The organism is Williamsia soli, assembly GCF_017377795.1.
GTDB classification, from domain to species: domain Bacteria; phylum Actinomycetota; class Actinomycetes; order Mycobacteriales; family Mycobacteriaceae; genus Williamsia; species Williamsia soli.
This window is the reverse complement of sequence record NZ_JAFRDR010000001.1, coordinates 647061-671928: the sequence shown is the minus strand read 5'-3', so window position 1 is coordinate 671928 and position 24868 is coordinate 647061. Positions and strand designations below refer to the sequence as shown.

General features: G+C 65.0%; 20 protein-coding genes. 6 read left to right on the top strand and 14 right to left on the bottom strand.

Annotated elements, in window-relative coordinates; genetic code table 11:
- Positions 1-169: 169 nt before the first annotated feature.
- The 4 genes from J3S28_RS02955 to J3S28_RS02940 all read right to left on the bottom strand — a co-directional run bounded on the left by J3S28_RS02955 (position 170) and on the right by J3S28_RS02940 (position 4420).
- A complete protein-coding gene (locus J3S28_RS02955; protein WP_207837369.1) occupies positions 170-1555 on the bottom strand; it encodes an MFS transporter in 1386 nt (461 codons plus the stop codon).
- Positions 1556-1707: 152 nt separating this feature from the next.
- Entirely contained in the window at positions 1708-2499 is a 792-nt protein-coding gene (locus tag J3S28_RS02950; RefSeq protein ID WP_207838152.1) for a GntR family transcriptional regulator, read from the bottom strand.
- A 15-nt stretch (positions 2500-2514) separates the two neighbouring features.
- Positions 2515-3012, bottom strand: coding sequence for a DUF3830 family protein (locus tag J3S28_RS02945; RefSeq protein WP_207837366.1), 498 nt, complete (start codon positions 3010-3012; stop codon positions 2515-2517).
- On the bottom strand, positions 3005-4420 hold the full coding sequence (locus J3S28_RS02940; protein ID WP_207837363.1) for an amidase: 1416 nt from the start codon (positions 4418-4420) through the stop codon (positions 3005-3007). Before J3S28_RS02940 ends, J3S28_RS02945 begins: the two co-directional genes overlap by 8 nt.
- Before the next feature lie 137 nt (positions 4421-4557).
- Here J3S28_RS02940 and J3S28_RS02935 point away from each other — a divergent pair, with 137 nt between their 5' ends.
- Entirely contained in the window at positions 4558-5274 is a 717-nt protein-coding gene (locus tag J3S28_RS02935; RefSeq protein ID WP_207837360.1) for a maleate cis-trans isomerase family protein, read from the top strand.
- Here J3S28_RS02935 and J3S28_RS02930 read toward each other — a convergent pair whose 3' ends face one another.
- Both J3S28_RS02930 and J3S28_RS02925 read right to left on the bottom strand, forming a co-directional pair.
- Positions 5275-5661 (bottom strand): PPOX class F420-dependent oxidoreductase, encoded by a 387-nt coding sequence (locus J3S28_RS02930; protein ID WP_207837357.1) that lies wholly within the window; start codon positions 5659-5661, stop codon positions 5275-5277.
- A 14-nt stretch (positions 5662-5675) separates the two neighbouring features.
- On the bottom strand, positions 5676-6446 hold the full coding sequence (locus tag J3S28_RS02925) for a maleate cis-trans isomerase family protein (RefSeq protein WP_207837354.1): 771 nt from the start codon (positions 6444-6446) through the stop codon (positions 5676-5678).
- A gap of 110 nt (positions 6447-6556) precedes the next feature.
- Here J3S28_RS02925 and J3S28_RS02920 point away from each other — a divergent pair, with 110 nt between their 5' ends.
- Positions 6557-7978 carry an amino acid permease gene (locus tag J3S28_RS02920; protein WP_207837351.1) on the top strand — a complete coding sequence of 474 codons (1422 nt, stop codon included), beginning with the start codon at positions 6557-6559 and terminating at the stop codon, positions 7976-7978.
- Positions 7979-8064: 86 nt separating this feature from the next.
- Complete coding sequence (locus J3S28_RS02915; RefSeq protein ID WP_237340933.1) at positions 8065-9045, top strand: ABC transporter substrate-binding protein; 981 nt, start codon at positions 8065-8067, stop codon at positions 9043-9045.
- A 74-nt stretch (positions 9046-9119) separates the two neighbouring features.
- On the opposite strand, the gene J3S28_RS02910 is transcribed toward J3S28_RS02915, so the two are convergent.
- From J3S28_RS02910 to J3S28_RS02890, 5 genes are read right to left on the bottom strand one after another with little or no spacing between them, the layout of a single operon-like run.
- A complete protein-coding gene (locus tag J3S28_RS02910) occupies positions 9120-10295 on the bottom strand; it encodes a VWA domain-containing protein (protein WP_207837348.1) in 1176 nt (391 codons plus the stop codon).
- A complete protein-coding gene (locus J3S28_RS02905) occupies positions 10288-12642 on the bottom strand; it encodes a DUF5682 family protein (RefSeq protein WP_307796782.1) in 2355 nt (784 codons plus the stop codon). The genes J3S28_RS02910 and J3S28_RS02905 overlap by 8 nt, the downstream gene beginning before the upstream one ends.
- Positions 12643-12647: 5 nt before the next feature.
- Positions 12648-13742: an ATP-binding protein gene (locus tag J3S28_RS02900; RefSeq protein ID WP_207837345.1), complete on the bottom strand. Its 1095-nt coding sequence runs from the start codon at positions 13740-13742 to the stop codon at positions 12648-12650.
- On the bottom strand, positions 13729-15228 hold the full coding sequence (locus J3S28_RS02895; protein ID WP_207837342.1) for a DUF5691 domain-containing protein: 1500 nt from the start codon (positions 15226-15228) through the stop codon (positions 13729-13731). The genes J3S28_RS02900 and J3S28_RS02895 overlap by 14 nt, the downstream gene beginning before the upstream one ends.
- Positions 15225-16553, bottom strand: coding sequence for an SWIM zinc finger family protein (locus J3S28_RS02890; protein WP_207837339.1), 1329 nt, complete (start codon positions 16551-16553; stop codon positions 15225-15227). Before J3S28_RS02890 ends, J3S28_RS02895 begins: the two co-directional genes overlap by 4 nt.
- Positions 16554-16725: 172 nt before the next feature.
- Here J3S28_RS02890 and J3S28_RS02885 point away from each other — a divergent pair, with 172 nt between their 5' ends.
- Positions 16726-17793 carry a M48 family metallopeptidase gene (locus tag J3S28_RS02885; RefSeq protein ID WP_207837336.1) on the top strand — a complete coding sequence of 356 codons (1068 nt, stop codon included), beginning with the start codon at positions 16726-16728 and terminating at the stop codon, positions 17791-17793.
- Positions 17794-17805: 12 nt separating this feature from the next.
- On the opposite strand, the gene J3S28_RS02880 is transcribed toward J3S28_RS02885, so the two are convergent.
- Positions 17806-18456, bottom strand: coding sequence for a TetR family transcriptional regulator (locus J3S28_RS02880; RefSeq protein ID WP_307796781.1), 651 nt, complete (start codon positions 18454-18456; stop codon positions 17806-17808).
- Positions 18457-18607: 151 nt separating this feature from the next.
- On the opposite strand from J3S28_RS02880, the gene J3S28_RS02875 reads away from it, so the two are divergent.
- Both J3S28_RS02875 and J3S28_RS02870 read left to right on the top strand, forming a co-directional pair.
- The gene (locus tag J3S28_RS02875; RefSeq protein WP_307796780.1) at positions 18608-20149 is read left to right on the top strand and encodes an MFS transporter; all 1542 of its coding nucleotides are present in this window, start codon (positions 18608-18610) and stop codon (positions 20147-20149) included.
- 217 nt (positions 20150-20366) lie between these two features.
- A complete protein-coding gene (locus J3S28_RS02870; protein ID WP_237340931.1) occupies positions 20367-21182 on the top strand; it encodes a MerR family transcriptional regulator in 816 nt (271 codons plus the stop codon).
- 91 nt (positions 21183-21273) lie between these two features.
- On the opposite strand, the gene clpB is transcribed toward J3S28_RS02870, so the two are convergent.
- Together clpB and J3S28_RS02860 are read right to left on the bottom strand one after the other, a co-directional pair.
- Entirely contained in the window at positions 21274-23826 is a 2553-nt protein-coding gene (clpB, locus tag J3S28_RS02865; RefSeq protein WP_207837330.1) for an ATP-dependent chaperone ClpB, read from the bottom strand.
- A 228-nt stretch (positions 23827-24054) separates the two neighbouring features.
- Complete coding sequence (locus tag J3S28_RS02860; protein ID WP_207837327.1) at positions 24055-24801, bottom strand: PaaX family transcriptional regulator C-terminal domain-containing protein; 747 nt, start codon at positions 24799-24801, stop codon at positions 24055-24057.
- Positions 24802-24868: the final 67 nt, after the last annotated feature.

Sequence of the window (24868 nt, the reverse complement as noted above, 5' to 3'; positions counted from 1 at the left end):
GTTCTCCCGCTCGATCGGTTGACTAGACGCTGCGGCGCAACGCATTCTTCTCGATCTTGCCGGACGGCACGCTCGACGCGAGTTATGGCACGCTCGACGGCCTTATTGGCCCGGTCGACGGCGAGGCCCGGCCACCTGAGGTGGCCGGGCCGAACGCGTCGACAAGAAGTCAGTTGTTGACCAACTTCTTCTCGGCGTCTGTCTCTTCACCGGGGATCTCGGTCCCGCGGATCGAACAGCCCGCCGTCTCACGCAAGAACGGCAGCGCGATCATGCCGATCGCACACGCGAGCATCATGTAACCGGCTGGGAAGAGTTCCCATCCTTCGTTCGCCGTCACTGCATCGTTGATCAGTGGCGCGGTACCACCGAAAGCAGCTGTCGCGACGTTGTACGAGATCGCGAAGCCCGCATACCGCACCTGCGTGGGGAACATGGCCGGGAACGTCGCCGAGATCGTGGACAGCTGTGGGATGTACAGCAGGCCCAGCACCACGAAGCCGACGATCGCCCACGCCAATCCCTGACCCATCAGCCAGTACATCGGCAACGCGAACACGAACAGTCCGATCAACGACCCCCACCACATGGGTTTTCGCCCGATCTTGTCCGACCACGCCCCGAAGAACGGGATGCAGGCCATCATTGCGAGCTCACCGATCAGGATCACCATCGTGCCGGTGGTTTCGGTCATTCCGATGGTGGTCTTGAGATACGTCGGTTGGTACGCCAACAACGTGTAGTTGGCGACGTTGAGCGCAATAACGAGTCCGAACATCACCAGAATCGGCTGCCAGTAGGTGGTCAGCAGGCTCTTGAACGCCTGCCAGGCCGATCCCTCGATCTCGTCCTTCTGCTCCATCTCGGTGAAAACCGGTGTGTCGTTCATCTGATTTCGCAGATAGAGACCGATCAGGCCGAGAGGCAGCGCGAACAGGAACGGGATACGCCAACCCCATTGCTGCATCTGGTCATCGGTCAGGAACAGCTCCAGCACCAGCACGAATGCCGTGCCCATGACGAAGCCGGCCAGAGTTCCGAACTCGAGGAAGCTACCGTACTTGCCACGCTTGTGATCCGGTGCGTACTCCGCCATGAATGTGGCCGCGCCACCGTACTCCCCGCCGGTGGAAAAGCCCTGGACCACGCGCAACGTGATCAGCAGAACCGGTGCCCAGACCCCGACCACGGCCTCTGTCGGTAGCACGCCGATGAGCGCAGTGGCACCTGAGATCAGCAAGATCGTCATGGCCAGCACGGCTTTTCGACCGATGCGGTCGCCAATCGGACCCCAGACCATGCCTCCGATCGGCCGAAGGACGAACGAGATCGCGAAGCCGAGCATGGTGCCGATGGTGCCGAGGTCGCCAGGGAAGAATGCCTGGGTCAGATAGGTGGTGGTGGCGGCGTAGACGCCATAGTCGTACCACTCCGTCGCGTTGCCGATGGCAGATGCGCCGATCGCCTTGCGTAGTAGCTTCTTGCCCTCCGGGGATTCCGGATCCGGGAATCCCGGTGGAACTGCGGAACTTGACTTCTGTATGTCTGGGCTCATCGATACCTCCTCAGAACTGAAGACATTCAATCGATCTCGGTGTCTTCGAGGCCCACAAATTACAACTGCCCCCGGGTGCTCGAGAGCAGGCGTTCCCATACGGTTCTGTGTGGCTGCCTCCTAGGTGGTACGCGGCCCGCGGATGCTGCAGGTCAGGTTCGCGGTCCGGTGCGCTTCGAGTCCGCTGCCGGACGGTTCATGGGTACGTTAGAACTTGGAGCCATCGCCGCACCGGCGAATTGCGATACCGCCCCCGGTTCGGCGATGATGCGGCGCAAGCCATCGCGCATGTGGTCGATCATGATCTCATCCGCGGCTTTGATGTCGCGTGCTGCGATCGCTTCGACCAGTCGACGATGTTCGGAGATGCGTTCCTCCGAGGAAGCATACGTCCCGCGCATCGCGCCGAGGCACATGCGGGTCTCCACCAGGATCGTCTCGTGCAGCCGCGACAGACGCGGACTTCCCGCCAATTCGACGAGCGCGTGATGAAAGCCCATGTCAGCGTCGGCTATCTGTGGTCCGTTCGGTTCATCGGCGTACCGTTCCATCTCTTCGACACACACACCGAGCACATCCACCGCCTCGTCCGGACTCCGCAGGATCACCTGCTCGAGTGCCGCGCGCTCGATTGCTGTTCGAGCGACATACATGTCCCGGATGTCGTCGTCGTCCATCGTGATGACGAACAGCCCGCGATTCCGGTAGCTGACCAGCAATCCTTCCTGGGTCAGGCGCTGCATGGCCTCACGCAGGGGGCCCCGACTGACCCCGAGATCGGCCGCCAGTCCAGATTCGGTGAGCTGCGACCCCGGAGCGAAGTCTCCTCCGGCGATGGCCGCGCGGAGCTGCCTCGCGATGATCGCGGGCGTCGACTCCTGCACGAGTGGTTCGAGGACCCTGGACCTCGCCGCGCGTTTTCGTGCGGTATCGGGAGCCTTCATCGGTTCGGTCACTGCTCACTCCACCCTTTGATACGTGAGCGTTTCACCGCGCGCCCCGCCCATCCACACGTCGTTGCAGGCAGCGGCGAACTCCCCGAGGCCCTCCTCGATGGTCGCGAAGACGTTGCCCGGCACCCACCCCACGTCACCGTTGATGAGTAGATTGTTCCGGCCGTAGAACACAGCAAGGTCGATCAACAGCGTGTGATCGCGCGCCGCACTGTCATTTTCGTACCCATAGGCGGCGTTTTCGAGAGTCCCGTCGAACGTGAAGTAGCACAGGTCGCCCGGGATCGGGGTGACGGTGGTGTTCTCCGGTCCCGGCTCGGTGCCGGCGAAAGCCGGTACCAGTGTGTAGATCTCGTTGCGCGCGAACTTCCCGTGGTACACCTGCCCACCTTTCGGCAACGCCTGCCACACCGCCTCTGCGGTACGCGGTGCCTCGTCATCGAGCAATCGGGCCACCGCGCTCACCGAACGCTTCTCCAGGGTGATCCGCAGATATCTACTCATGCCCCCCACCTTTCGGTGCACTCGAGTTCACAGCGACGTGACGTTCAAACGCATGTGCTGCCTGCAGGACTCGCTCGTCGGCGTGCCGCGGTCCGACGATCTGGACGCCGACCGGTAACCCGTCGACGAATCCGCAGGGCACAGTGATCGCCGGCTGTTGGGTCAGGTTGAAGGGATAGCTGTACGGGGTCCAACTCGTCCAGTCCGGATCGGCAGAGCCCGCAGGCACGTCGACGCCCGCCTCGAACGCGACATCAGGCATCGCCGGTGTGATGAGCAGGTCGTACTCCTGGTGCAGCAAGCCCATTCGCCGCCCGAGGTCCATACGCAGGGTGGTGGCGTCTATGAACTCACCGGCCGAGAAGTTGCTGTGCCGGTCCAGCGACAGGATGAGTCCGGGATCGACTTTTGCTGCGGCCCCCGGACCATGTGCTGCGACGACCACGGCCGCCCCGGCGAACCACAGCACGTGGTAGGCCCAGACCGGGTCATTCAGTGCCAGGTCGATCTCCTCGACGTGCGCGCCGAGTCCCGTGAACACCTCGAGCGTGTCCCTGACCTTGCGCTCCACTGCTGGATTGTTGGTGCCGTACCCGAGGTCCGGACTGAAGGCGATCCGCAGGCCGTTCAACGATCCGGTGCCGAGGTCCACCTGCGGTGCCGGCGGGAGCGCTGACCAGTCCCTGGCGTCGAATCCGCTGATCACGTCGAGCAGCGCTGCGACGTCGGCGACGCTGCGTCCCATCGGCCCCACGTGCGCGAGCGTCCCGAACGGGCTGGCCGGATAGATCGGCACGCGTCCATAAGTCGGCTTGAAGCCCACGATTCCGCAGAAAGCGGCGGGGATACGAATGGACCCCCCGCCATCGGTGCCGACGGACAACACCCCGAGGCCCGCGGCGACGGCTGCAGCGCTGCCGCCGCTCGAGCCTCCCGAGGTCCGCGCGGTGTTCCAGGGGTTGCGGGTCACGCCGAAGGCCGGGCTGTCGGTGACGCCTTTCCAGCCGAACTCCGGGGTGGTGACCTTCCCGAGCGTCACCGCGCCCGCTTCCTTCAGGCGCGCGACGGCAGGCGAATCCTCCGGCCAGGGCTGATCCGGATCGATCAATTCGGATCCGCGCAGTGTCGGCCTGCCCGCCGTGAGCAGGAGATCCTTGATGGTGACCGGCACGCCGTCGAGCACACCGAGTGGCGAACCCTGCCGGTAGCGGTCTTCGGACTGAAGGGCCTCGCGGCGCGCCGAATCGCCGTGGACCTGCGTGAATGCATTCAGGTCCGGGTTGTACCGGGCGATCGCGTCCAGGGTTTCCTCGACAACGGTCACGGGCGAGAGCTCACCGCTTCGGTAAAGGGTGGTGAGTTCGACGACGCCGTGGCTGCGGATGCCCCAGTTCTGTCGCGATTCCACGTCCGTACTCACCTCCGCATTCGGCGAACCTCTTGGTAGATTGTTGACGATTTACCGCAATGTACCGGTCTCGAAGTGGACAGACCAGCCCTGTCCTTATCCGACGGCAGGTCGAGGGCCGAGCAGAGAGGACGACGATGTCGGTCACCATTGGGATCCTGTACCCGGGCAGCGCGGCCGAAGACGATTACCCGCTGGTGGAACGGATACTGGGCCAGGAGGTTTCGCTGCCCGTCATCCTCACGACCGTCGGCGTCGATGCGCACGAGGTGGGCGCCCTGCTCGATCTGGGCAGCAGCGACCGGCTGATCGAAGGCGCCCGTGAAGTCGCCGCGTTTTCGCCGGACGCCGTGATGTGGGCCTGTACTTCCGGCAGTTTCGTCTTCGGTTGGGACGGTGCCCATCAGCAGGTCGCCGAGATCAGCGAAGAAGTGGGTGTACCGGCCGCTTCGACGTCGATCGCGTTCGCCGCCGCGTGCCGCGAGCTGGGCCTGGATCGGGTGGCGATCGCCGCAACCTATCCGGAGGAAGTCTCGTCGCACTTCGCGGCCTTCCTCGGCAGAGCAGGGATCACCGTCACCGAACTGGTGTCCCACGACATCCCGACGGCAGCGATGGCCGGCCGGCTCGACCATGAGGCCGTACTGGCGCTGACCAAGAGCAACGACTCACCCGACGCGCAGGCCGTCCTGATCCCCGACACGGCTCTGCACACCGTCGCCTGGCTTCCCGAGCTCGAGGAGGCCGTGGGCAAGCCGGTGCTGACCGCCAATCAGGTGACGGCCTGGTACGGACTGAAACTCGCCGGTACTACCGTCCAGAGCGACATCCTGGGCAGCGTCTTCCGGGGCTGACTATCCGGTTGCCGTGATCGCCAGCCCGACGGTGCCACCATCGCCGCGTCGCAGTTGACTGCCCTTGACGGTGATCCACCCCAGGATGCCGTACTTCTTTGCAATCGCCTCTCGCGTGTGCGCTGTGCCCTCTGCGTCCTGAACCTCGGCAGTGCCCTTGATGATGTCCCCGAACACCTTCCTGCCACGCGCATCACACGCCTGCACCAACACCTCTGGATTGCGCCGAATCCGCTTGACCTTCCACGAGTCGGTCACCGTCCACATCAGCAACTTGTCGCCGTCCGACACGGCCCACAGCGGTGTCGCGACCGGGGTGCCGTCCTTTCGGAAGGTGGTGAGTTGCACGTACTTCGCAGTTCCGGCCTGCCCAAACGGTGCGGTCATGAGCTGAACACTACTCACGCGACGCGACCGAACAGCGACTGCACCGCGCAAGGTTCGGCGCCATGGTCGACCACGCCGGCCTCCTGCAACGTCGCCCACGCGGTCACCTGGTTTGCCGACAGCACCGGCTTACCGAGTTCGACCTCGAGCGTGGAGAGGATGTCGTAGGTCGCCAGGTTGGTACAGGAGACGAAGATGGCGTCGGCGTCCGGGCTGTCAGAGGCGCGGATCAGGTCCGCGGTGGCGCTGTAGGGGATCGTCCAGATGTCGTGGTCGTAGCCCAGACCGGCCTGCGAGACCACCGTGCGGCCCGCTTCGGCGAGGAAGTCGCAGAGCAGATTCGTCAGCGACGCCACGTACGGGGTCGCGACGGCGATCCGCCCGAGATCCAGCATGTCCAGGGCCCGCACCAGCGCCTCGGACGTCGTGATCGCCGCCGGGGCGCCCGCATCGCGCATGCATTCCGACAGCGCCGTCGCACCAGCGAGACCGTGCACGAAACTTCCCGATGAGCAGGCATACCCCACGGCGGCAGGCCGTACCCCGAGGACGCTGCGGACGGCCTCCCGGATCTGCGAGTGTTCCCCGAGCGCACTGACCATGTCGACGTCCACCAACGACGACGCCGGCATCGGGGTGCGGGTGAAGTAGAGCGACACCGACCACGGCATCCAGCGCCAGAGTTCTCTGTCCAGAGCCATGTCGAAGGGGCAGACCATACCGATGCCGATCGATGCACCAGGGGTCTCGGGCTCCGGAACCAAAGACAGGATGTTGCTGTCCATGCATTGATGTTCGCATAGCGCAACAGTTTGTTCTAGGTGAGCTGATGTCCGTTGTTTGATTCGCCGCGTCCGCGGGGACAAGCTTGCAGGGACGAAACCGGAGGTCGGGCATGACAACCGAAGATCAACATGCGACCGGCAGCGAGGCCGCAGCGTCGAGCCAGCTGGGAACATCGCTCAAACCGCGGCACATCACCATGATCTCCATCGCCGGGGTGATCGGCGCCGGGCTGTTCGTCGGTTCCGCCAACGCCATCGAGGAAGCCGGCCCCGCCGTCCTCATCTCGTACGCGCTCGCGGGCACGCTGGTGATCCTGGTGATGCGCATGCTCGGCGAGATGGCGACGGCCAATCCGGACACCGGATCGTTCTCGGTCTATTCGCACCGCGCGCTCGGACGCTGGGCCGGATTCTCGGTCGGCTGGCTCTACTGGTGGTTCTGGGTCCTCGTGATTCCGGTGGAGGCCACGGCGGCCGCAGAGATCTTCAGCAAACTGATCGGCGGCGACCAATGGATCTGGGCCCTCGCGGTGACCTTGCTCCTGACCGCCACCAATCTCATCAGCGTCGGGAACTACGGCGAGTTCGAGTTCTGGTTCGCCCTCATCAAAGTTGTCGCCATCGTCGCCTTCATCGCGATCGGCGTGGTCGCCATACTCGGCTTGTTCCCGGGGTCGGAGACCAGCGGTGTCAGTCACCTCTGGGAACCCGACGGATTCTTCGCCAACGGGTACGCCGCGATCATCTCCGCCATGCTGGTGACGATGTTCTCGTTCATGGGCACCGAGATCGTCACCATCGCCGCAGCGGAGTCACCCGACCCCGAGAAAGGGATTCGCAAGGCGGTCAATTCGGTGATCTGGCGTATCAGCATCTTCTACATCGGTTCGATCTTCGTCATCGTGGCCCTGGTTCCGTACAACCAGCTCGATGATGGCTCGTATCAAACAGTGCTGGAGGCCATCGGCATTCCGGCTTCGGCTCAGATCATGGACATCGTGGTGCTCACCGCAGTGGCATCGTGCCTGAACTCCGCCCTGTACACCGCGTCGCGGATGCTGTTTTCGCTCGGCGACCGCGGTGAGGCGCCGGCTGCAGTCAAGAAACTCACTGCCAACGGTGTGCCCTGGGTGTCGGTCATCGCGTCGATGGCGCTCGGATTCCTGGCTGTCATCGGCAATTACGTCCTGCCGGACAAGATTTTTGGCTACCTACTCGCGACCAGCGGCGCCGTCGCGCTGTTCGTCTACCTCTCGATCGCTGTGAGCCAATTCGTCCTCGGCCGGTCGATGCGAGCGCGCAAGGAGACGCCTGCGGTCACGATGTGGCTGTTCCCGTTCCTCACTGTTGCGGTGATCGTCTTCATCATCGCGGTCCTGGTCCTGATGGCCTTCGATTCGAATCAGCAAGACGCGATTCTGCTGTCGACGATCTCCGCTGTGGTCATCGTCGGTATCGGTGTCTGGCGCCAGAAAAAATACGGGAACACCGACGCCTCGCCGGCCGGCTCGAAGAGAAGCGCCACCAGCTAAGAAGTGAAGCCCCGGCTTTACCCCGTCGCCAAGATTGGTTAGGCTGCCCTAATCGCAACGAAGCGGTACGCACGAAGGGTAGGGCATTGGGAAAGTTTTCACGTCGGGTCGGTGCGGCAGGAACCGCGTTGGTGACGATGGCGCTCGTGGTCGCAGGCTGCAGCTCCCCGGACGACGACAAGTCCAGCAGCAGCGGCTTCGAGTCGATCACCATCGAGCACGAATTCGGTTCCACCACCATCGACTCCGAACCGCAGGTGGTTGTCACCATGCTGGGCAGCTGGACCGATGCGCTGGTCGCGCTGGATGTGCCGATCAGAGCCGAATATGTCACCGAGGGTTACTCGGGTGAGAACAACAGGTTCGAGTGGACACCTGCTCACGAGTCCGAGATCATCCCGTACCTCGGCGCCGAATCGATCAGTGTTCCCCAGCTCGCGGCCATCGGGCCGGACATCATCCTGGCCGGATATCTGGGCAGTGAAGACGAATACAAGCGCCTGAGCCAGGTTGCGCCGGTGATCCCGGTGATGCAGAAGGACGCGGTCATGGATTCGTGGCAGGACGTGACGCTGACGGCAGGACAGATCTTCGGAAAGCAGGACCAGGCACAGTCCCTCGTCGACGACGCAGAGCAGCAGGTCACCGACTTCAAGGCTGCTCACCCGAACGCGCAGGGAAAAACCTTCTCGTTCGGGCAGTTGAACGCGGAAGGACAGATCGGCCTGATCGCGGACGAGAACGACCCGACCACCAAGCTGATGACTTCCATGGGGTTTGTGCTCGATCCCAAGATCAGTGAGGTGGCGGAAGGACAGAGTCGAGTTCTGGTCTCAGCTGAGCGTACCGATCTGCTGGACTCGGATCTGTTGGTGCTGTGGCCACTCGGCGGCGATCCGGCGGCTTTCGACAAGCTGCCAGGCTGGGCGAACCGTACTGCCGTCAAGAGTGGCGCCACAGTGTTCGTGAACAACAACAACGCCTCCGCCCTGAGTAACCCGACGGTCCTGTCGGTGCCCTTCGCGCTGGACCTCATCGCGCCGGCGGCCGAGAAGATCCCCGCCTGACATCCCGAACCCAGGCGTTCCAGGCAAGTCCAGCTACTGCACAGCTGCTGGGTTTGCCTGGAACAACTGGGTTGTCACATCCCGCGCTGTTCGAGTTCTTTCGAGGCTGCCCAGGCCGTGATGTCGCCGCGCCCGATCGCCACCGCCAACAGTTCAGGGAAGGCGTCAGGCGTACACGCGAACGCCGGTATACCCATGTCCGCCAACGCCAGTGCGATATCACGGTCGAAGGCGGGCGCTCCCTCGTCGGACAGGGCCAGCAGCACCACGACGGTGATACCGGCGGCCGACATCGCGGCGACCCGCGCCAGCATCGTGTCGCGGAGACCACCCTCGTAGAGGTCCGAGATCAGGACGAAGATCGACTCTGTCGGCCGGGTGATCAGGCCTTGGCAGTAGGCGATCGCCTGGTTGATGTCCGTGCCCCCACCGAGCGTGGCACCGAACAGGACCTCCACCGGATCGTCCAATTCGTCTGTGAGATCAACGACTTCGGTGTCGAAAAGCACCAGGGAGGTCCGGATGGATCGCATCGACGCGAGGACAGCGCCGAAGATCGACGCATAGACGATCGACGCAGCCATCGACCCGGACTGGTCGATCGCGACCACGACGTCGCGACCGAGCTGCGCCGAACGACGTCCGTGTCCCACCAGCTGGTGCGGGATGACCGTACGGTATTCCGGCAGATAGTGTTTGAGATTCTTGGCGATCGTCCGATTCCAGTCGATGTCGGCAGGTCTGGGCCGATGGGTCGTCGCAGCGCGATTGAGGGCGCCCGTGATTGCCGCCCTGGTCTGATCGGCGATCCGGCGTTCTACGTCGTCGACCACCTTGCGAACGAGGGCTCGGGCGGATGCTCGTGAGGTCTCGGGGATCGCCTTGCCCAGACTGATCAGGGTGCTGACCATGTCGATGTTCGCCTCGACGGTGTCCATCAGTTCGGGTTCGGCGAGCAGTGCGGCGATCCCCAACCGGTCCACGGCGTCGCGTTGCATCACCTGGACGACGTTGGACGGGAAGTACTTCCGGATGTCGCCGAGCCATCGGGCCACCGACGGGGCCGAACCGCCCAGCCCGCCCCGACGACCACCGGGGGCCTCGTACAGCGCGGCGAGTGAACGGTCCATCTCCTGCATCTGCCCACCGCCGGGTCTGCCGAGCGCATCGTCGGCCTGTGTTCCGACCACCATCCGCCACCGTCGCAGGCGCGCGTCCTCGGCCGGGTCGAGTCCGGGCTGATCAGGCATCGGCGCTCTCCTCCGCTGCGGGCAGCAGTCCGAGCAGTCCCGCGACCACGGCGACGGCAGGCGCGGCACGTTCTCCATCGATCTGTGAAGGCGCTGCCACCGCGATCACCCCGCCCCCGATCCCCTTCACCGACTCCGCGATATTGCGGCGGATGCCCGCCTCGAACAAGCTGAAGGTGCGGCGCAGCAGCGGGACCAACTCGGTGAACTGCTCGTCGGGCAGACCTGCGAGCCAGTGGTCGATGACGGCGAGCAGTGTTCGGTCGTGCACCAGCAGCAGCCCACCCCCGCCGATGAAGCCGTCGATCCACGCCGCCTTGTCTGCGGGGACCGCGCCGACCGACAGAGCGCGGTGCAACCTGGTGGCAGCCTCATCGGCGTCGATCTCCCGGGAGTCCAACATGATGCGCACGATTCGACCCACCAAGGCGCCGTGCAGGTCTCGCCGGTCGGCCAGTGCGCGTAGCACGTCGCGCCAGGTCGCTGCTTCCTCCCCGGCGATCCCGACCTGCTCGAGGAGGTCGGTCACCTCCTGCACCTGATCGATCATCTTCCGGAACTCAGCGGCCGCCTCAGCGCCCAACCCGGTGACGGCAGCGGGCAGTCCGGCGCACACGCGGACGAGCAGGGACGTGGTGACCTCGGCCAGCGCCCGGGTGTCGGTGCCGCGAACATCGCCGTAGCGCAGAGCCCGCGACAGTGCGGGCAGCGCGTTCATCAGATGCTCGACGTCGCGGTCGATGGCCGCGCGGTCGTGCACAGCACCGAGCACCCGGCTGACGGCGTCCGGAAGATCGGCCAGCAGCGCCTGCTCCAGGACCGCGGTGACCTGGGCCAGCCGCGTTGCCGTCGTCGCGCGGTCGATCAGTCTGCTCGTGGCAGCGGCGTCGACGGTGGTGCCCCACACCGCCGCGACGACGATGTCGATCGCGAAGTCCGGCTTCCACGCGAGACGCCAGCCCTCCTTGAAGGTGCCCGATCCGGCGACTTCTTCCGGCACACCCCAGTCGATGTCGAGGGACGCGAGGCGGTGCAGCAGCACCGATTTCGACAGATCCGTCGGCTTGCGGAGATCCAGGACGAGTTGCCGGGCCATGGGGTCGATCTTCAGCCGCGCCGAACGGGCACGTGCCCGAAGATCTGCCTCGAGTGGAACTGTCGGGGCATCGGCGGGGGTGGACCCGAGTAGTTCGCCGATCACCAGTTCGTCGTTGATCAGCGCCATGACGGAGTCGTCGCCGTCGCACATCACCGCCTCGGTGGCCTCGGTGACCTCGGCGAGCCCGGGGAGGGGACGGCGCCGCAGTGTCGCGAGCGCTTCGGCCAACCGGGCGCTCTCGATGACGTGCGCCGAGGAGATCGCAATATCTTTGCCCCGCAACAGGCGCGCAACCTTGATGAGCCAACGGGTGATGACCTCCTGCGGCTGGGTGAACAGGTGGTGGTACCAGCCGGGCGAGACCACCCCTGCGCCGTATCCGGATGCGAACGCCAGCCGCGAATGGGTCCACGGCACCCAGGCCAGCTTCACCCGGACCTTGGGTGTGCCGCGCAGAAGCTTGGCGTCACCGGTCGCAGGCGGCAGCTTGCCCATCAGTGCCGGCGCATGCCAGGCCCCGCAGACCACCACCACCCGCTGCACACCGGGTTCCTTGGACGCCTTGCGGAGTACCTGCCGCATCTGGGCTTCGCGGCGCTGTTCGTGAAGCCGATCGCCCTGATCACCCACCGGCGGCAACTCGTCGCGCAGGGCGGCCATGGCCTCCGCGACGGCCTCGAACCCTCCCCCGTCGGAACGGGTTTCGATGACGTCATCCCACCAGCGTTCGGGATCGTCATATCCGGCGGCATCGGCGAGCACGCCGATGGGATCGGTCCGCACAGGTGCGCCCGCGTCGAGGCCGTCAGGCTCGGCGAGGTCGAGGGTCGGTTCCTCGTCCGCGGTCTCCGTTGCGTCCTGATCGCCGCGACGACCATGGGCGAGCACCATGGCGGCGGGTAGATCGCAGAAACGCACCGGTACGTTCGACTCGTTTGCCCATCGCATGGCCTGCCACTCCGGAGAGAAGGCCGCGAACGGCCAGAATGCTGCGACAGCGGGACGATCGACGGCGTACGCCAGGATCGCGACCGGCGGCGTCATGTCATCGGCCCCTACGAATCCGACGAGCGGGTCGGCGTCCGCCGGTCCCTCGATCAGGATGATGTCGGGGTCGATCCGGTCCAGTTCGGCGAGGACGCCGCGGGCCGAACCCGGACCATGATGCCGTACTCCCAAGACGTATGTTCCGGGGGCGACAGGCTCGGTCGCATCGGGATCGGGGGCCGTGCTGGTGTCGTCGGACACCGAGGTCAATGTTCGACCTCGCGGCACGCCCGGTAGAAGTCGGCCCAATCCTTGCGCTCGCGCACAACGGCTTCCAGGTATTCGGTCCACACCACGGCGTCCGCAACCGGATCCTTGACCACCGCACCGAGGATGCCCGCCGCGGTGTCGGACGGCCGAAGGACTCCGTCGCCGAAGTGCGCCGACATCACCACTCCGTGCGTGACCACAGAGATCGCCTCGGCGGTCGACAACGTACCCGAGGGTTGTTTGACGCGGGTGCGACCGTCGGCGGTGAGTCCCGACCGCAGTTCGCGGAACACCGTGACGACGCGGCGGATCTCCTCGGACGCACTCGGAATCTCGGGCAAATGCAGCGTCTGTCCGAGTGCCTGCACCCGCTGGGTCACGATGGAGACCTCCTCGTCGGCGGTCGCCGGCAACGGCAGCACCACGGTGTTGAACCGTCGGCGCAATGCCGACGACAGTTCGTTCACACCGCGGTCGCGATTGTTCGCCGTCGCGATCACCGAAAAGCCTTTGGTGGCCTGCACTTCGGTGCCGAGTTCGGGGATCGGCAGCGATTTCTCCGACAGCACCGTGATCAGCGCATCCTGGACGTCGGAGGGGATGCGCGTGAGTTCTTCGATCCGCGCGATCTTGCCCTCGCGCATCGCGATCATCACCGGTGAGGGGACCAGCGCCTGCTCGCTCGGACCCTCGGCGAGGAGCCGGGCGTAGTTCCAGCCATAGCGAATCGCCTCTTCAGGAGTACCCGCGGTGCCCTGGATCAACAGGGTCGACCGGCCGCTGATCGCCGCGCTGAGGTGTTCGGACACCCAGGTTTTCGCGGTACCCGGCACACCGAGAAGCAGCAGCGCCCGATCCGTGGCGAGAGTCGCGACCGCGACCTCCATCAGGCGCCGCGGACCGATGTACTTGGGAGAGATGACCGTTCCATCGCTCAACGTCCCGCCGAGGAGGTACGTCACCACCGCCGACGGAGACAGGTTCCACTGCTGCGGTCGGGACCGGTCGTCTGCGGCGGCAAGCGCCGCCAGTTCACCTGCGTAGAGCTGCTCGGCATGCGGGCGCAGGATGTCCGGTTCAGGATTCGTCATGCATCTCCTCGGTGATCGCGGTGCGCAGGATCAGCGCCCACTTGAGTGGTTCGAGCAACTGCGGCCAGCCACCCTTCATCCGGTCGCGCACCGCGTCGATCTGTTCGATCCAGCGATAGGCGGGCCCGACGGGCAGCCCGAGGCGCAGCTGATCGACGAGGCCACGCCAATGCCACAGCGGGGTCGATGACGGTGAGATCGACTCGCGCAAAGCCGAATTCAGGGCGGTTGCGGCCACCTCGTCGGTCCAGGGCGCCGGAACATGGGCCAGCACGTTCCCGGGCGGTCGACGGTTGCGGAGCCACCACACCGTCGCCTCGCTCCTCTTCGGATCAGCCAGGATTCCGATCAGCGCGGGATCGGCGCCCGGCGCCCGATACAGGGCGCCTGCCCACGTCGCGTTGCGCTGCGCGACGGCAGCATCGCCCCAGGCGCCGAGCACGGTGTCCGCGTCATCATCGGACACCGCCTCGACCAGCACCTGCGCGGGCTTGCCGAACGTGTTCTCCCACAGTGCCAAAGGCGTGTTCTGCAGGATCTGGCGGGCGAGCCACGCACCCGACCCGGTGCCCCGCGGTGGATTCGGATCGATGCCGTCGCGCCGAGCGGATTCGTCAGCCCGCTCCGGCAACACCAGCGACAAGCGAAGACGCCGCCCACGACCAGATGCGACGAGGACATGCCGCGCCCGTTCGATCATCCGTTGCTGCAGTCCGGAGTCCGGGATGCCGTTCAGCAGTCGCGCTGCCGCGGCGCGTACCGACCCTTTGCGATCGTCGAGGGCTCGGTCGAGGAATGCCTCGTCGGTGAGGGACAAGCCGACCTCCAGTGCCCCGAGCAGGGCGGCCCGCACGTCACCGGGTTCGGTCGCCCAGACCGCTTGCAGGCGTTGCAGAGCTCCGACGGCGTCCTCAGATCGTCGGCGACGAAGCACCCGCACCCGGGCGGGCGTGCTGCCGTACGACCAGATCTCTTCGGCATCGACGTCCTCGGGTTGCGTGCTGAGATCCTTGGGCGGCAACACTGCCGCGATGTCGCTGATCTCGACGAGCCACCGCCCCCGGGTTCCCACCAGAACCGCGACCGCCGGCCGGATCCTGACCTGACGTTTGGTGCGGTGCAACAGCATCGGAATCAGCTCCGACGGAACTCGTAGGTCTCGGGCCGCCATCGCCTCGATCGCCCACGTGGCCATCTCGTCGCCTGAGTCGAGCGCCTGTCCCAGTAACCCGGCGAGGCGGTCGTTCATGACCCGGCCATGGTCGTCAGGTGCGGGAGGCAGAACCTTGGCCGGCGGACCAGCCAACAGGCCCGCGCGTGCGGCAACGGTGTCCAGCGCAGCGATCGAAAGAACCGCAGCCACCGGGTCTCTGCGGTCGACCCGGGCGGCCGCAGCGGCGATCGCAGGATCGAGGTCACGCACATCGAGGGCCTTTCCCCCGACTCCGACCGTCGCCGCGGACACCAGCTCGTCCCAACCGCTCATGCCGCGCCGATCCGTTGCGCCTGGGGAGCCTCGAGAGCCTCGGTGGCAACCGGGTCCAGCCCCTCGGTTCCGAGCTCACCGAAGACCCGCACCGGATGTCCGCCCGACACGGCCAGTAGTGCGAACCAGCGGTCGTCGGTGGTATCGAGGTCGATCGACACACCGTCGTCGTCGACGAGCAGGCGGCGCCCTTCCGCCAGCGCCGGCCTGCCGGCGATGACAACCGGGAAGCTCTGCAGCCAAGGATCTTCGGCTATCGCGTCAGCACGCCGGCCCAGAGCAGTCTGCACCGTTGTCCCTACGATGGTTCCCGAGGTCAGCGCTGTCAGCCGCAGATCGCCGTCGGGTACGAGTGCCCGCAGCGGAGGCGTTCCCGGGTAGAAGTGCAGTGGCCCGGCAAACGACATCCCGGCGATGAAGCGACCGTCGAGGCCCGCAGCAGTGGGTGAGAACGACAACACCACCGCACACCTGCCCGTGGTGTGCCCCCACAACCAGACCCGGCGGGTGATCAGCTGTTCGTCGTCGCGGTCGCGAACGGCGACGATCTGCCAGGTGTCGATCACCGGCTCGGTGGCCAGCACGTCGGCCTTCGCCACGGGGTACCCGAGGTGCCTGCGGACGTTGGCGGCCATCGCCGGGTCGAGTTCGTCGATGCGCCGATGTGCGCGCGCGAGCAGCCTCAGCATCGCCAGTTCGCGGAGGAGCCGTTCTGGCCACCGGGCTCCGGTGACCAGCGCGGGCAGTTCCCGAACCCGGCGGGCCAGCCCCGGCACCTGAGCGTCGACGAGTCGTGCGGCCACCGGGTCGAACCGGCGATACGGGTCGGCCTCCGCGCCTGCGAGTCCGCCGCGCACCTGATCGGAGAGCCACATCTCGAACTCTTCGAGACCGCCCGCCATGCGAACCGCCCGTTGCTCCGCGGTGCGGGCCGCACGCTCGGGGTCCTTGGGTTCGGCGCGTTCAGTGCGCACCGGGGCAGCCGCAGCCTTCGCGGCGCGCTCGTCGATCCACGGCCTCGCGAAGTCGGCGACTGCCGGTGCGTCCGGTACGCCGCCGGCCGCCCAGAGCAGAAGTAGACCGAGTGCGTGCTTGCACGGGAACTTCCGGGAAGGACACGAACACCGGTACGCCGGGCCGCTGAGATCGACGATTGTCTGATACGGATTCCTGCCACTGCCCGTACACAGTCCCCACACCACGTTGTCGACGGCGCCCGTCGACGACCACGGCGTCGGGATGGCCAGCTTCCGACCAGCTGCCTGAGACCCCGCATCAGGGGCCAACGCCAGCACCTGATCGGCCCGCCATCGCTGTGTCCCCACGGTCCTAAACTAACCCAGGGAACCGACACCTCCCACCGGCCGGGCGAGCCTGTCTGCGGCGTCAGCCCAGTCGTCTGAAAGAACTACATTCGCAGTCGGTGAAGGCATGTTTCGCTACGGTTGATCGGGTTGCCGGGCACCATCTCATCCGGCACAGGGAGGACCAGCGACGATGACCCAGGTACCCGTACCCGTGCGCACCCCATTTCCGGGCATAAGTTCGCGGGCGTGGGAGCATCCCGCCGACCGCACCGCGCTGACCGCCTTGCGCAGGCTCAAGGGTTTCGACCAGGTCCTCAAGACGCTGTCGGGTCTGCTCCGCGAGCGTCAGCACCGGCTGCTGTACCTCGCGAGTTCGGCCCGGGTAGGACCTCGGCAGTTCGCCGACCTAGACGCGCTGCTCGACGATTGCGTGACAACGCTGGATTCGCCGGTCAAACCAGAGCTCTACATCTCCCAATCGCCACTGGTGAACGCCGTCTGCATCGGGATGGACAAGCCTTTCATCGTGGTCACCTCAGGCATGTACGAACTGATGGACCACGACGAGCTCCGGTTTGTCATCGGCCACGAACTCGGGCATGCGCTGTCCGGACACGCGGTGTACCGAACGATGTTGATGCACCTGACCCGGATTGCCGCGTCGATCGGGTTCATCCCGCTCGGTGGATGGGCGCTGCGGGCGATCGTCGCCGCACTGATGGAATGGCAACGCAAGTCCGAGCTGTCCGGCGACCGCGCCGGTCTGCTCTGCAGCCAAGACCTCGATGTGGCGCTACGCGTGGAACTGAAACTGGCGGGCGGCAAGCATCTCGATCAGATGGACACCCAGGCCTTCATCGCCCAGGCGAAAGAGTACGAGCGGACCGGCGACCTCCGCGACGGCGTCCTCAAATTGCTCAACCTGGAGATGCAATCGCACCCGTTCTCGGTGCTGCGAGCCGCTGAGCTCAACCGCTGGGTCGATCGCGGTGGTTACGGCAAAATCGTGGCCGGCCTCTACCCGCGGCGCGAGGACGACGACAACGCCAAGGTGGCCGACGATATCGGCGCGGCGCGAAAGGCGTACCGCGACAACTTCGATGAGTCCGAAGACCCGTTGATCAAGGGGATTCGCGACGGACTCGGAGGGGTGGTCGACGGCGTCGGTCAGGCGGCCTCGGATGTGGCGGAGACCGTCAACCGCAAGTTTTCCGACTGGCGGACGAACTCCAAGAACAAGTACGACGACAACAACTGACCTGCGGCGACCTCAGACGGTCTTGGCGATCTCGCGGAATGTCTCGTACGTCGCCCTGAGGGTGTCGGCGGCAACGGCGGTGTCGGCGGGGACCGACCCGTCCTGGTCACATCGCCACGTATCCATCGAGATGTGCATCAGGGCCATGTAGACCGAGACCGTCACCCGCACCGCCGGGTCGTCTGCGGACTCGCCCATCCGCTTGGCTACCAGGTCGGTGATGCTCCGCATTTTCTTGTCGCCCAATTCGATACTGCGGGCATTCACCGACGGGGCATTCTGGATGATGCGATTCATCGTCTCGAATCGGGTGAGATCGACACTTCCGGTCGGACACCGGCCACCGAAGATCTGGACTTGGGCATTGACCAGCGCCTCGATGTGGTTGTCGGTGTGCGGCTGCGCCTCGAGGGAGTTCGCCATCGAGGCGATCATGTCCTCGATCGGGGCGAGAACGACGTCCTCTTTGGTGGCGAAGTAGCGATTGAACGTTCGCGGAGAGATGTCGGCGGCATCCGAGATCTGCTCGACGGTCGTTGCGTCGAAGCCTTGCTGGTCACACAGCTCCAGCGCGGCGGCGATCAGCCGGTCGCGCGTCTGAAGCTTCTTCCGTTCACGGAGACCTGCCTTGACCTGGCCTGTTCCGATTTCCGCGATGCTCACGTCCACATGATAACTCCGCTTCGACCAAATAGCTGCCCTCTGCGCCAAATGTCCGGATCAGCATTTTGTCGCTTGACGACTTCTGTCTGACTCTGCCACTATCGGTGACAGATCGATTCGTTATCCACCCTCTTCCAGATTTGAGGATCTCGTGGCTTCACCCCAAACCGTCATCGCGCAGGACTCACCTGATCGCGACACCGCACCGACATCGACCGGCGACTCACGCCGTTGGTGGGCACTGGGGATCATCGCCCTCGCCCAGCTCATGGTGGTTCTCGACGCCAGCATCATCACCATCGCCCTTCCTTACGCCCAGGTCGACCTGGACATCTCCGACGCCAACAGGCAGTGGGCGCTCACCGCCTACACGCTGCTGTTCGGCGGGCTACTGCTTCTCGGTGGACGCATGGCCGACTACCTGGGCCGGCGCCGCATGTTCCTGATCGGCCTCGCCGGCTTCGCGGCGTCCTCCGCCATGGCCGGGTTCGCCTGGGACCAGATGTCGTTCTTCGCAGGTCGCGCTCTCCAAGGCGTGTTCGCAGCGATGCTCGCGCCTGCCGCGCTCTCCCTGATCACCGTCACGTTCACCGAACATCGTGAGCGGGCGCGCGCCTTTGCCGTCTACGCAGCAGTTTCGGGTGGCGGCGCGGCGATCGGATTGATCGCCGGCGGCGCACTCACCGAGTACATGTCATGGCGTTGGACCCTGCTGGTCAACACCCCGATCGCGATCATCGCTGCCATCGGTGGCCTGTGGCTCGTGATCAAGGACATACCGACCAAACGAACCGGCGGTTACGACATCCCCGGCGCCGTCACCGTCACGCTGGGCCTGATCAGCATTGTCTATGCCTTCACCAAAGCCGCCGAATCAGGTTGGGGCGCGGCATCGACCATCATGCTGTTCGTTGCCGGCGCAGCACTACTGGCAGCATTCGTCGCGATCGAGCTGCGAACCACGCACCCACTTCTCCCATTGCGGATACCCGGTGAGCTGAACCGCGGTGGCGCCTACCTGGTGGCCTTCATCATCCCGACCGCCATGTTCGCGATGTTCCTGTTCCTGAGCTACTACTTCCAGAACACCCTGGGCGAGACGCCGCTACGGGCCGGAATCCTGTTCCTGCCGTTCCCCATTGCGCTGATCGTCTCAGCCGCGTCGGCCAGTTCACTCCTCCCGCGCTTCGGTCCGCGACCCCTGATGATTGCCGGCACCATTTCTGGCGTCCTCGGATATCTGTACCTCGCACAACTGGATTCGGATTCGACGTGGCTCGCCCACGTCTTGCCCAGTGAACTCCTGATCGCCCTCGGCATGGGTCTGGTGTTCGTCTCCATGCAGGCAGTCGCTCTGCACCAGATCGACGAGAAGGACTCCGGAGTCGCCAGCGCGCTGGTCAACACCGCACAGCAGGTCGGCGGCTCGGTGGGTGTTGCGCTGCTGAGCACGATTGTCGCGCAGGTCTTCTCGAACAGCTCGGGTAGTGCGATGACCGCAGGAGCAGACGGCGAGCCGGTGCCGGCTGATCCCGCGGCGTTCATGGCAGCCAGTATCCACAGCTACGACGTGGCGTTCTACTGGGGCGCCGGGTTCATGGCCCTGGCCCTGGCGGTCACCGTGTTCATGATCCGGATGAATCGTCACGCACTCGGTGACGAAACCCAGAACGCAGCTCATGTAGCTGCCTGATCATTTCGGCCGGAGAACCGGGTCGCACCGTGGACGGTGCGGCCCGGTTTTTGGTGCTCCCGGCCCTACCCCGCCGACCGTGCCCTTCCAGACGCCGAGCGGGCCTTTAAAGCCGTTGAACGGGCCTTTGTTTCGATTGAGCGTGCCCTTGTCGACCACATTCGGATGCGGCACCCTTGACCCTGACACTGTGTGAGACCGCAACGTGGAGAGCGCAATGATCACCATCGGAGATTTCGCCAAGCTGGGCCGGGTATCGGTCCGAATGTTGCGGCACTATGACTCGATCGGACTGTTGATACCCCAGCGCACGGACCCTCATACGGGTTACCGGTACTACGAGGTGTCCCAGCTGCAGCGACTCAACCGCGTCGTCGCACTCAAAGACCTGGGCCTGCGCCTCGAAGAGGTGCGGCGGATCGTCGACGACGAACTCACCGGGTCAGATCTGCGAGCGATGTTGCGCCTGCGCCACGCGGAGATCCAGTCCCAGATCCGCCACGACCAGTACCGGCTCGCCCAGGTGGAAGCGAGACTCCGACTCATCGAAATGGAGACAGACATGTCCGCACCCACCGTTCTGACCAAAACCGTCGACCCGATCAAGAACGTCGGGCTACGAGCCCTCGCTTCCAGCCAGACCAGCGACGACATCGGACCCGTCATCCGGTCGCTCTACCCGCAGATCATGTCCGCCTTCGGGGCCACCGCAGTCACCCCGGTCGGCCCCAGCGTGGCCTTCTACTCCCCCGCACCCGAGCAATCCGAGGACGCGGTCTGGGTGCATGCCACCTTCCCCGTGGCGTCCGGCCCAGTGACCGGGCTCGACACCTTCGACATCCCCGGCGGTGAGGTCGCATCGATGATCCATCGGGGTTCGATGGACTCCATCGACTCGACGTATCAGGAGCTCAACCGCTGGGTGTCCGAGCAAGGTTTCGCCTTGAACGGCCAGGCCCGGGAGATCTATCTGGAGATGTCCGACGATCCGGCGGACTGGGTCACCGAGGTGCAGGTCGACTTCGTGCGCTGAATACCGGCTGTCGTGAATCTGCAGGTGCTGCAACATCTGCAGACAGCAAGAACCCCGGCACCGATGTGGTGTCGGGGTTCTCATCTGTCAGCTATCCGACGACGAGGGTCTCGCCGTCATCGCTTGTGGTCACCGACACCGTGTCGCCGTCGGTGATCTTGCCCGCCAGCAGAGCGCGGGCGAGCTGATCGCCGATGGCCTGCTGGACGAGGCGCCGCAGCGGCCGGGCGCCGTACAGCGCATCGAAACCGCGAGTGGCGAGCCACTTCTTGGCGTCTTCCGACACCTGCAGCGTGAGCCGACGCTGCGCGAGCCGCTTGCCGAGCTGACCGATCTGGATGTCGACGATCGACACCAGCTCGTCCGGGGTGAGCGCATCGAACACCACGACGTCGTCGAGGCGGTTGATGAACTCCGGCTTGAAGGCCATCCGGACCGCGTTCATGACCTGGTCCTTGTCACCTCCGGCACCGAGGTTGGAGGTGAGGATCAGGATGGTGTTACGGAAGTCCACCGTTCGACCCTGGCCGTCGGTCAGCCGACCTTCGTCGAGGACCTGCAGCAGGATGTCGAACACGTCGGGGTGAGCCTTCTCGACCTCGTCGAACAGCACCACCGTGTAGGGGCGACGCCGTACGGCCTCGGTCAGTTGACCGCCGGATTCGTAGCCGACATAGCCCGGGGGCGCACCCACGAGCCGTGCGACGCTGTGCTTCTCGCCGTACTCGCTCATGTCGATGCGAACCATCGCATGCTCGTCGTCGAACAGGAACTCCGCAAGAGCCTTGGCCAGCTCCGTCTTACCGACACCGGTCGGGCCGAGGAACAGGAACGATCCCAGTGGCCGGTTCGGGTCGGCGACACCGGCCCGGGCACGACGCACCGCATCCGACACCGCTTCGACGGCCAGCTTCTGACCGATGACGCGGGAGCCGAGTTCGTCTTCCATCCGGAGCAGCTTCGCGGTTTCACCCTCGAGCATGCGTCCTGACGGAATACCGGTCCACGACGAGACCACCTGGGCCACATCATCGGGTCCGACCTCTTCCTGCAGCATCACATCGCCGCCACCGGTGGCACCCGACTTCGCCGCAGCGGCCTCGAGTTCCTTTTCCAGCGTGGGGATCTGACCGTAACGCAACTCGGCGGCACGACCGAGATCACCGTCGCGTTCTGCGCGTTCGGACTCACCACGGAGGTGTTCCAGACGTTCCTTGAGATCGCGCACCGAGTTGATGGCGTTCTTCTCGGACTGCCAGCGGGCCGAGAGCTCGTTCAGCTCCTCGCGTTGGTCGGCGAGCTCTGAGCGGAGCTTGTCGAGGCGGACCTTCGATGCCTCGTCGGTCTCCTTCTCCAAGGCGACCTCTTCGACCTCGAGTCGACGAACGATACGTTCGACCTCGTCGACTTCGACTGGGCGCGAGTCGATCTCCATGCGGAGCCGCGACGCGGCCTCGTCGACCAGGTCGATGGCCTTGTCCGGCAGGAACCGAGACGTGATGTAGCGGTCACTCAGGGTCGCGGCTGCCACCAGCGCGGAGTCCGTGATGCGGACACCGTGATGGACCTCGTAACGATCTTTGAGGCCACGCAGGATGCCGACCGCATCTTCGACCGAGGGTTCACCGACGTACACCTGCTGGAACCGACGTTCGAGCGCCGCATCCTTCTCGATGTACTGACGATACTCACTGAGGGTCGTGGCTCCGACCAGCCGTAGTTCACCGCGGGCGAGCATCGGCTTGATCATATTGCCGGCGTCCATCGCCGAGTCACCGGTCGCACCTGCACCCACGATGGTGTGCAGTTCATCGATGAAGGTGATGACCTGACCGGCTGAGCCCTTGATCTCTTCGAGGACGGCCTTCAGTCGCTCTTCGAACTCACCGCGATACTTCGCACCGGCGACCATCGAACCCATGTCGAGAGAGACGACGGTCTTGCCGCGCAGGCTCTCGGGAACGTCACCGGCGATTATCCGCTGGGCCAGCCCTTCGACGATCGCGGTCTTGCCGACCCCGGGTTCACCGATCAGGACCGGGTTGTTCTTGGTACGACGGCTCAGCACCTGGACGACGCGACGGATCTCGGTGTCGCGACCGATGACCGGATCGAGCTTGCCTTCGCGGGCAGCAGCGGTCAGGTCAGTGGAGTACTTCTCCAACGCCTGATAGGTGTTCTCCGGGTCGGCCGAGGTCACTCGAGCACTGCCGCGGACGGCGACGAACGCCTCCCGCAGGGCCTGCGGAGTGGCACCGACATCAGCCAGCAACTTCGCGACGTCGGAGTCGCCGGTTGCCAGACCGACAACGAGATGCTCGGTCGAGACGAACTCGTCGTCGAGTTCACCGGCCAGTTGCTGTGCTGCGGAGATCGCCGTAATCGACTCCCGACTGAGCTGCGGGGTCGAGCTCGCACCGGAGGCCTTGGGCATCCGATCGACGAGCTGTTGCGCTGCTGCACGGGTCTGAGCAGGATCAACGCCTACCGCCTTGAGCAGCGGCGAAGCGATCCCGTCAGATTGATCAAGCAGCGCGACGAGTACGTGAGCAGGCCGAACGTCGGGGTTACCGGCCGCGGCCGCCGCTTGGATCGCCGACGACAAAGCCGCCTGCGACTTGGTGGTGGGGTTGAAACTGTCCACTCGTGCACCTTCCTTCTGGTCTTCTAACAAGTAGGTACGGGCCTCATTGTGCCCGTTCAGAAGGTGTAACGCACAAAGAGTTGAGTCTGTTCCGCTCAACTAAATAATTCTTGAGACACCCCGGCGCACGTCGCTCGCAAACAGATGCACACCGTCCAGTCATATGCACACGTTGCAACGTGCGCATATGACTGGAACGGGTGCTGCTGTCGACCTGGGGAAGACAGGTCACCGCGAATGCTCGGCAAAAAGCCTTTCCGCGAGCGCCGTAAGTTCCTTCCGAAACTCTTCGTAGCCTTCGCGCAAGCGCTCCCCCGGCCAGTCCTCGGGCAGCAGCTCCGCAGGCAGCAACGGATCGTCGAGCGTGTGGCGCACCATGGCAGCTGCGACCTCGAACCGCTCGGACACAGACGTGGCGCCGTCCATGGCGACCAGCAGCCCCTCGGCCTTGTCGGCCCACAGCTCCAGCGCGAACAAGCGTGAGACCAACTCGGCCTGCGACCCCTCGGGCACGGCGGAGAACAAGGTGAGACGAGCGCGGACCTCCGCATTCACCACGACCTCGACGTTGGCAGGCCTGGCCCACACCCCCTCGCGCAATTCACCACATCGAGCGGCGCGCAGGGAGTCTCGTACTGCGGCCCGATCTGAAGATCCGGACGCGCCGGTGGTGACGACAGCCATGCGCCAGCGGCCGTCCCAGGGCCCCGCCTCAGGGTGCAGGGCCTCGTCTTGCCGGCGCTGACGCTCGATCAGGCGAGCCGACAGCCGATACATGCCGTCATGGCGTTCGAGGTCGCCGGCCGCAACCATCCGGGTCAGGGCCACGCGGACGGCAGACTCTTGCAGTCCCAGCTCGGTGGCCAACGCGAGGACCCCGCGGACCTGGGCTTGCGAGGAGTGAAATCCGAGGAGTGCGCTGAGGACCACCGAGCGCGCTGTCAGCCTCCGAACACCCACCACGCCGGTAGTCATCGTCCGATGCTATCCCGCTCAAACGGATATTACAGATTTGCGGCGATCGTCGACTGTTTTGTAATAC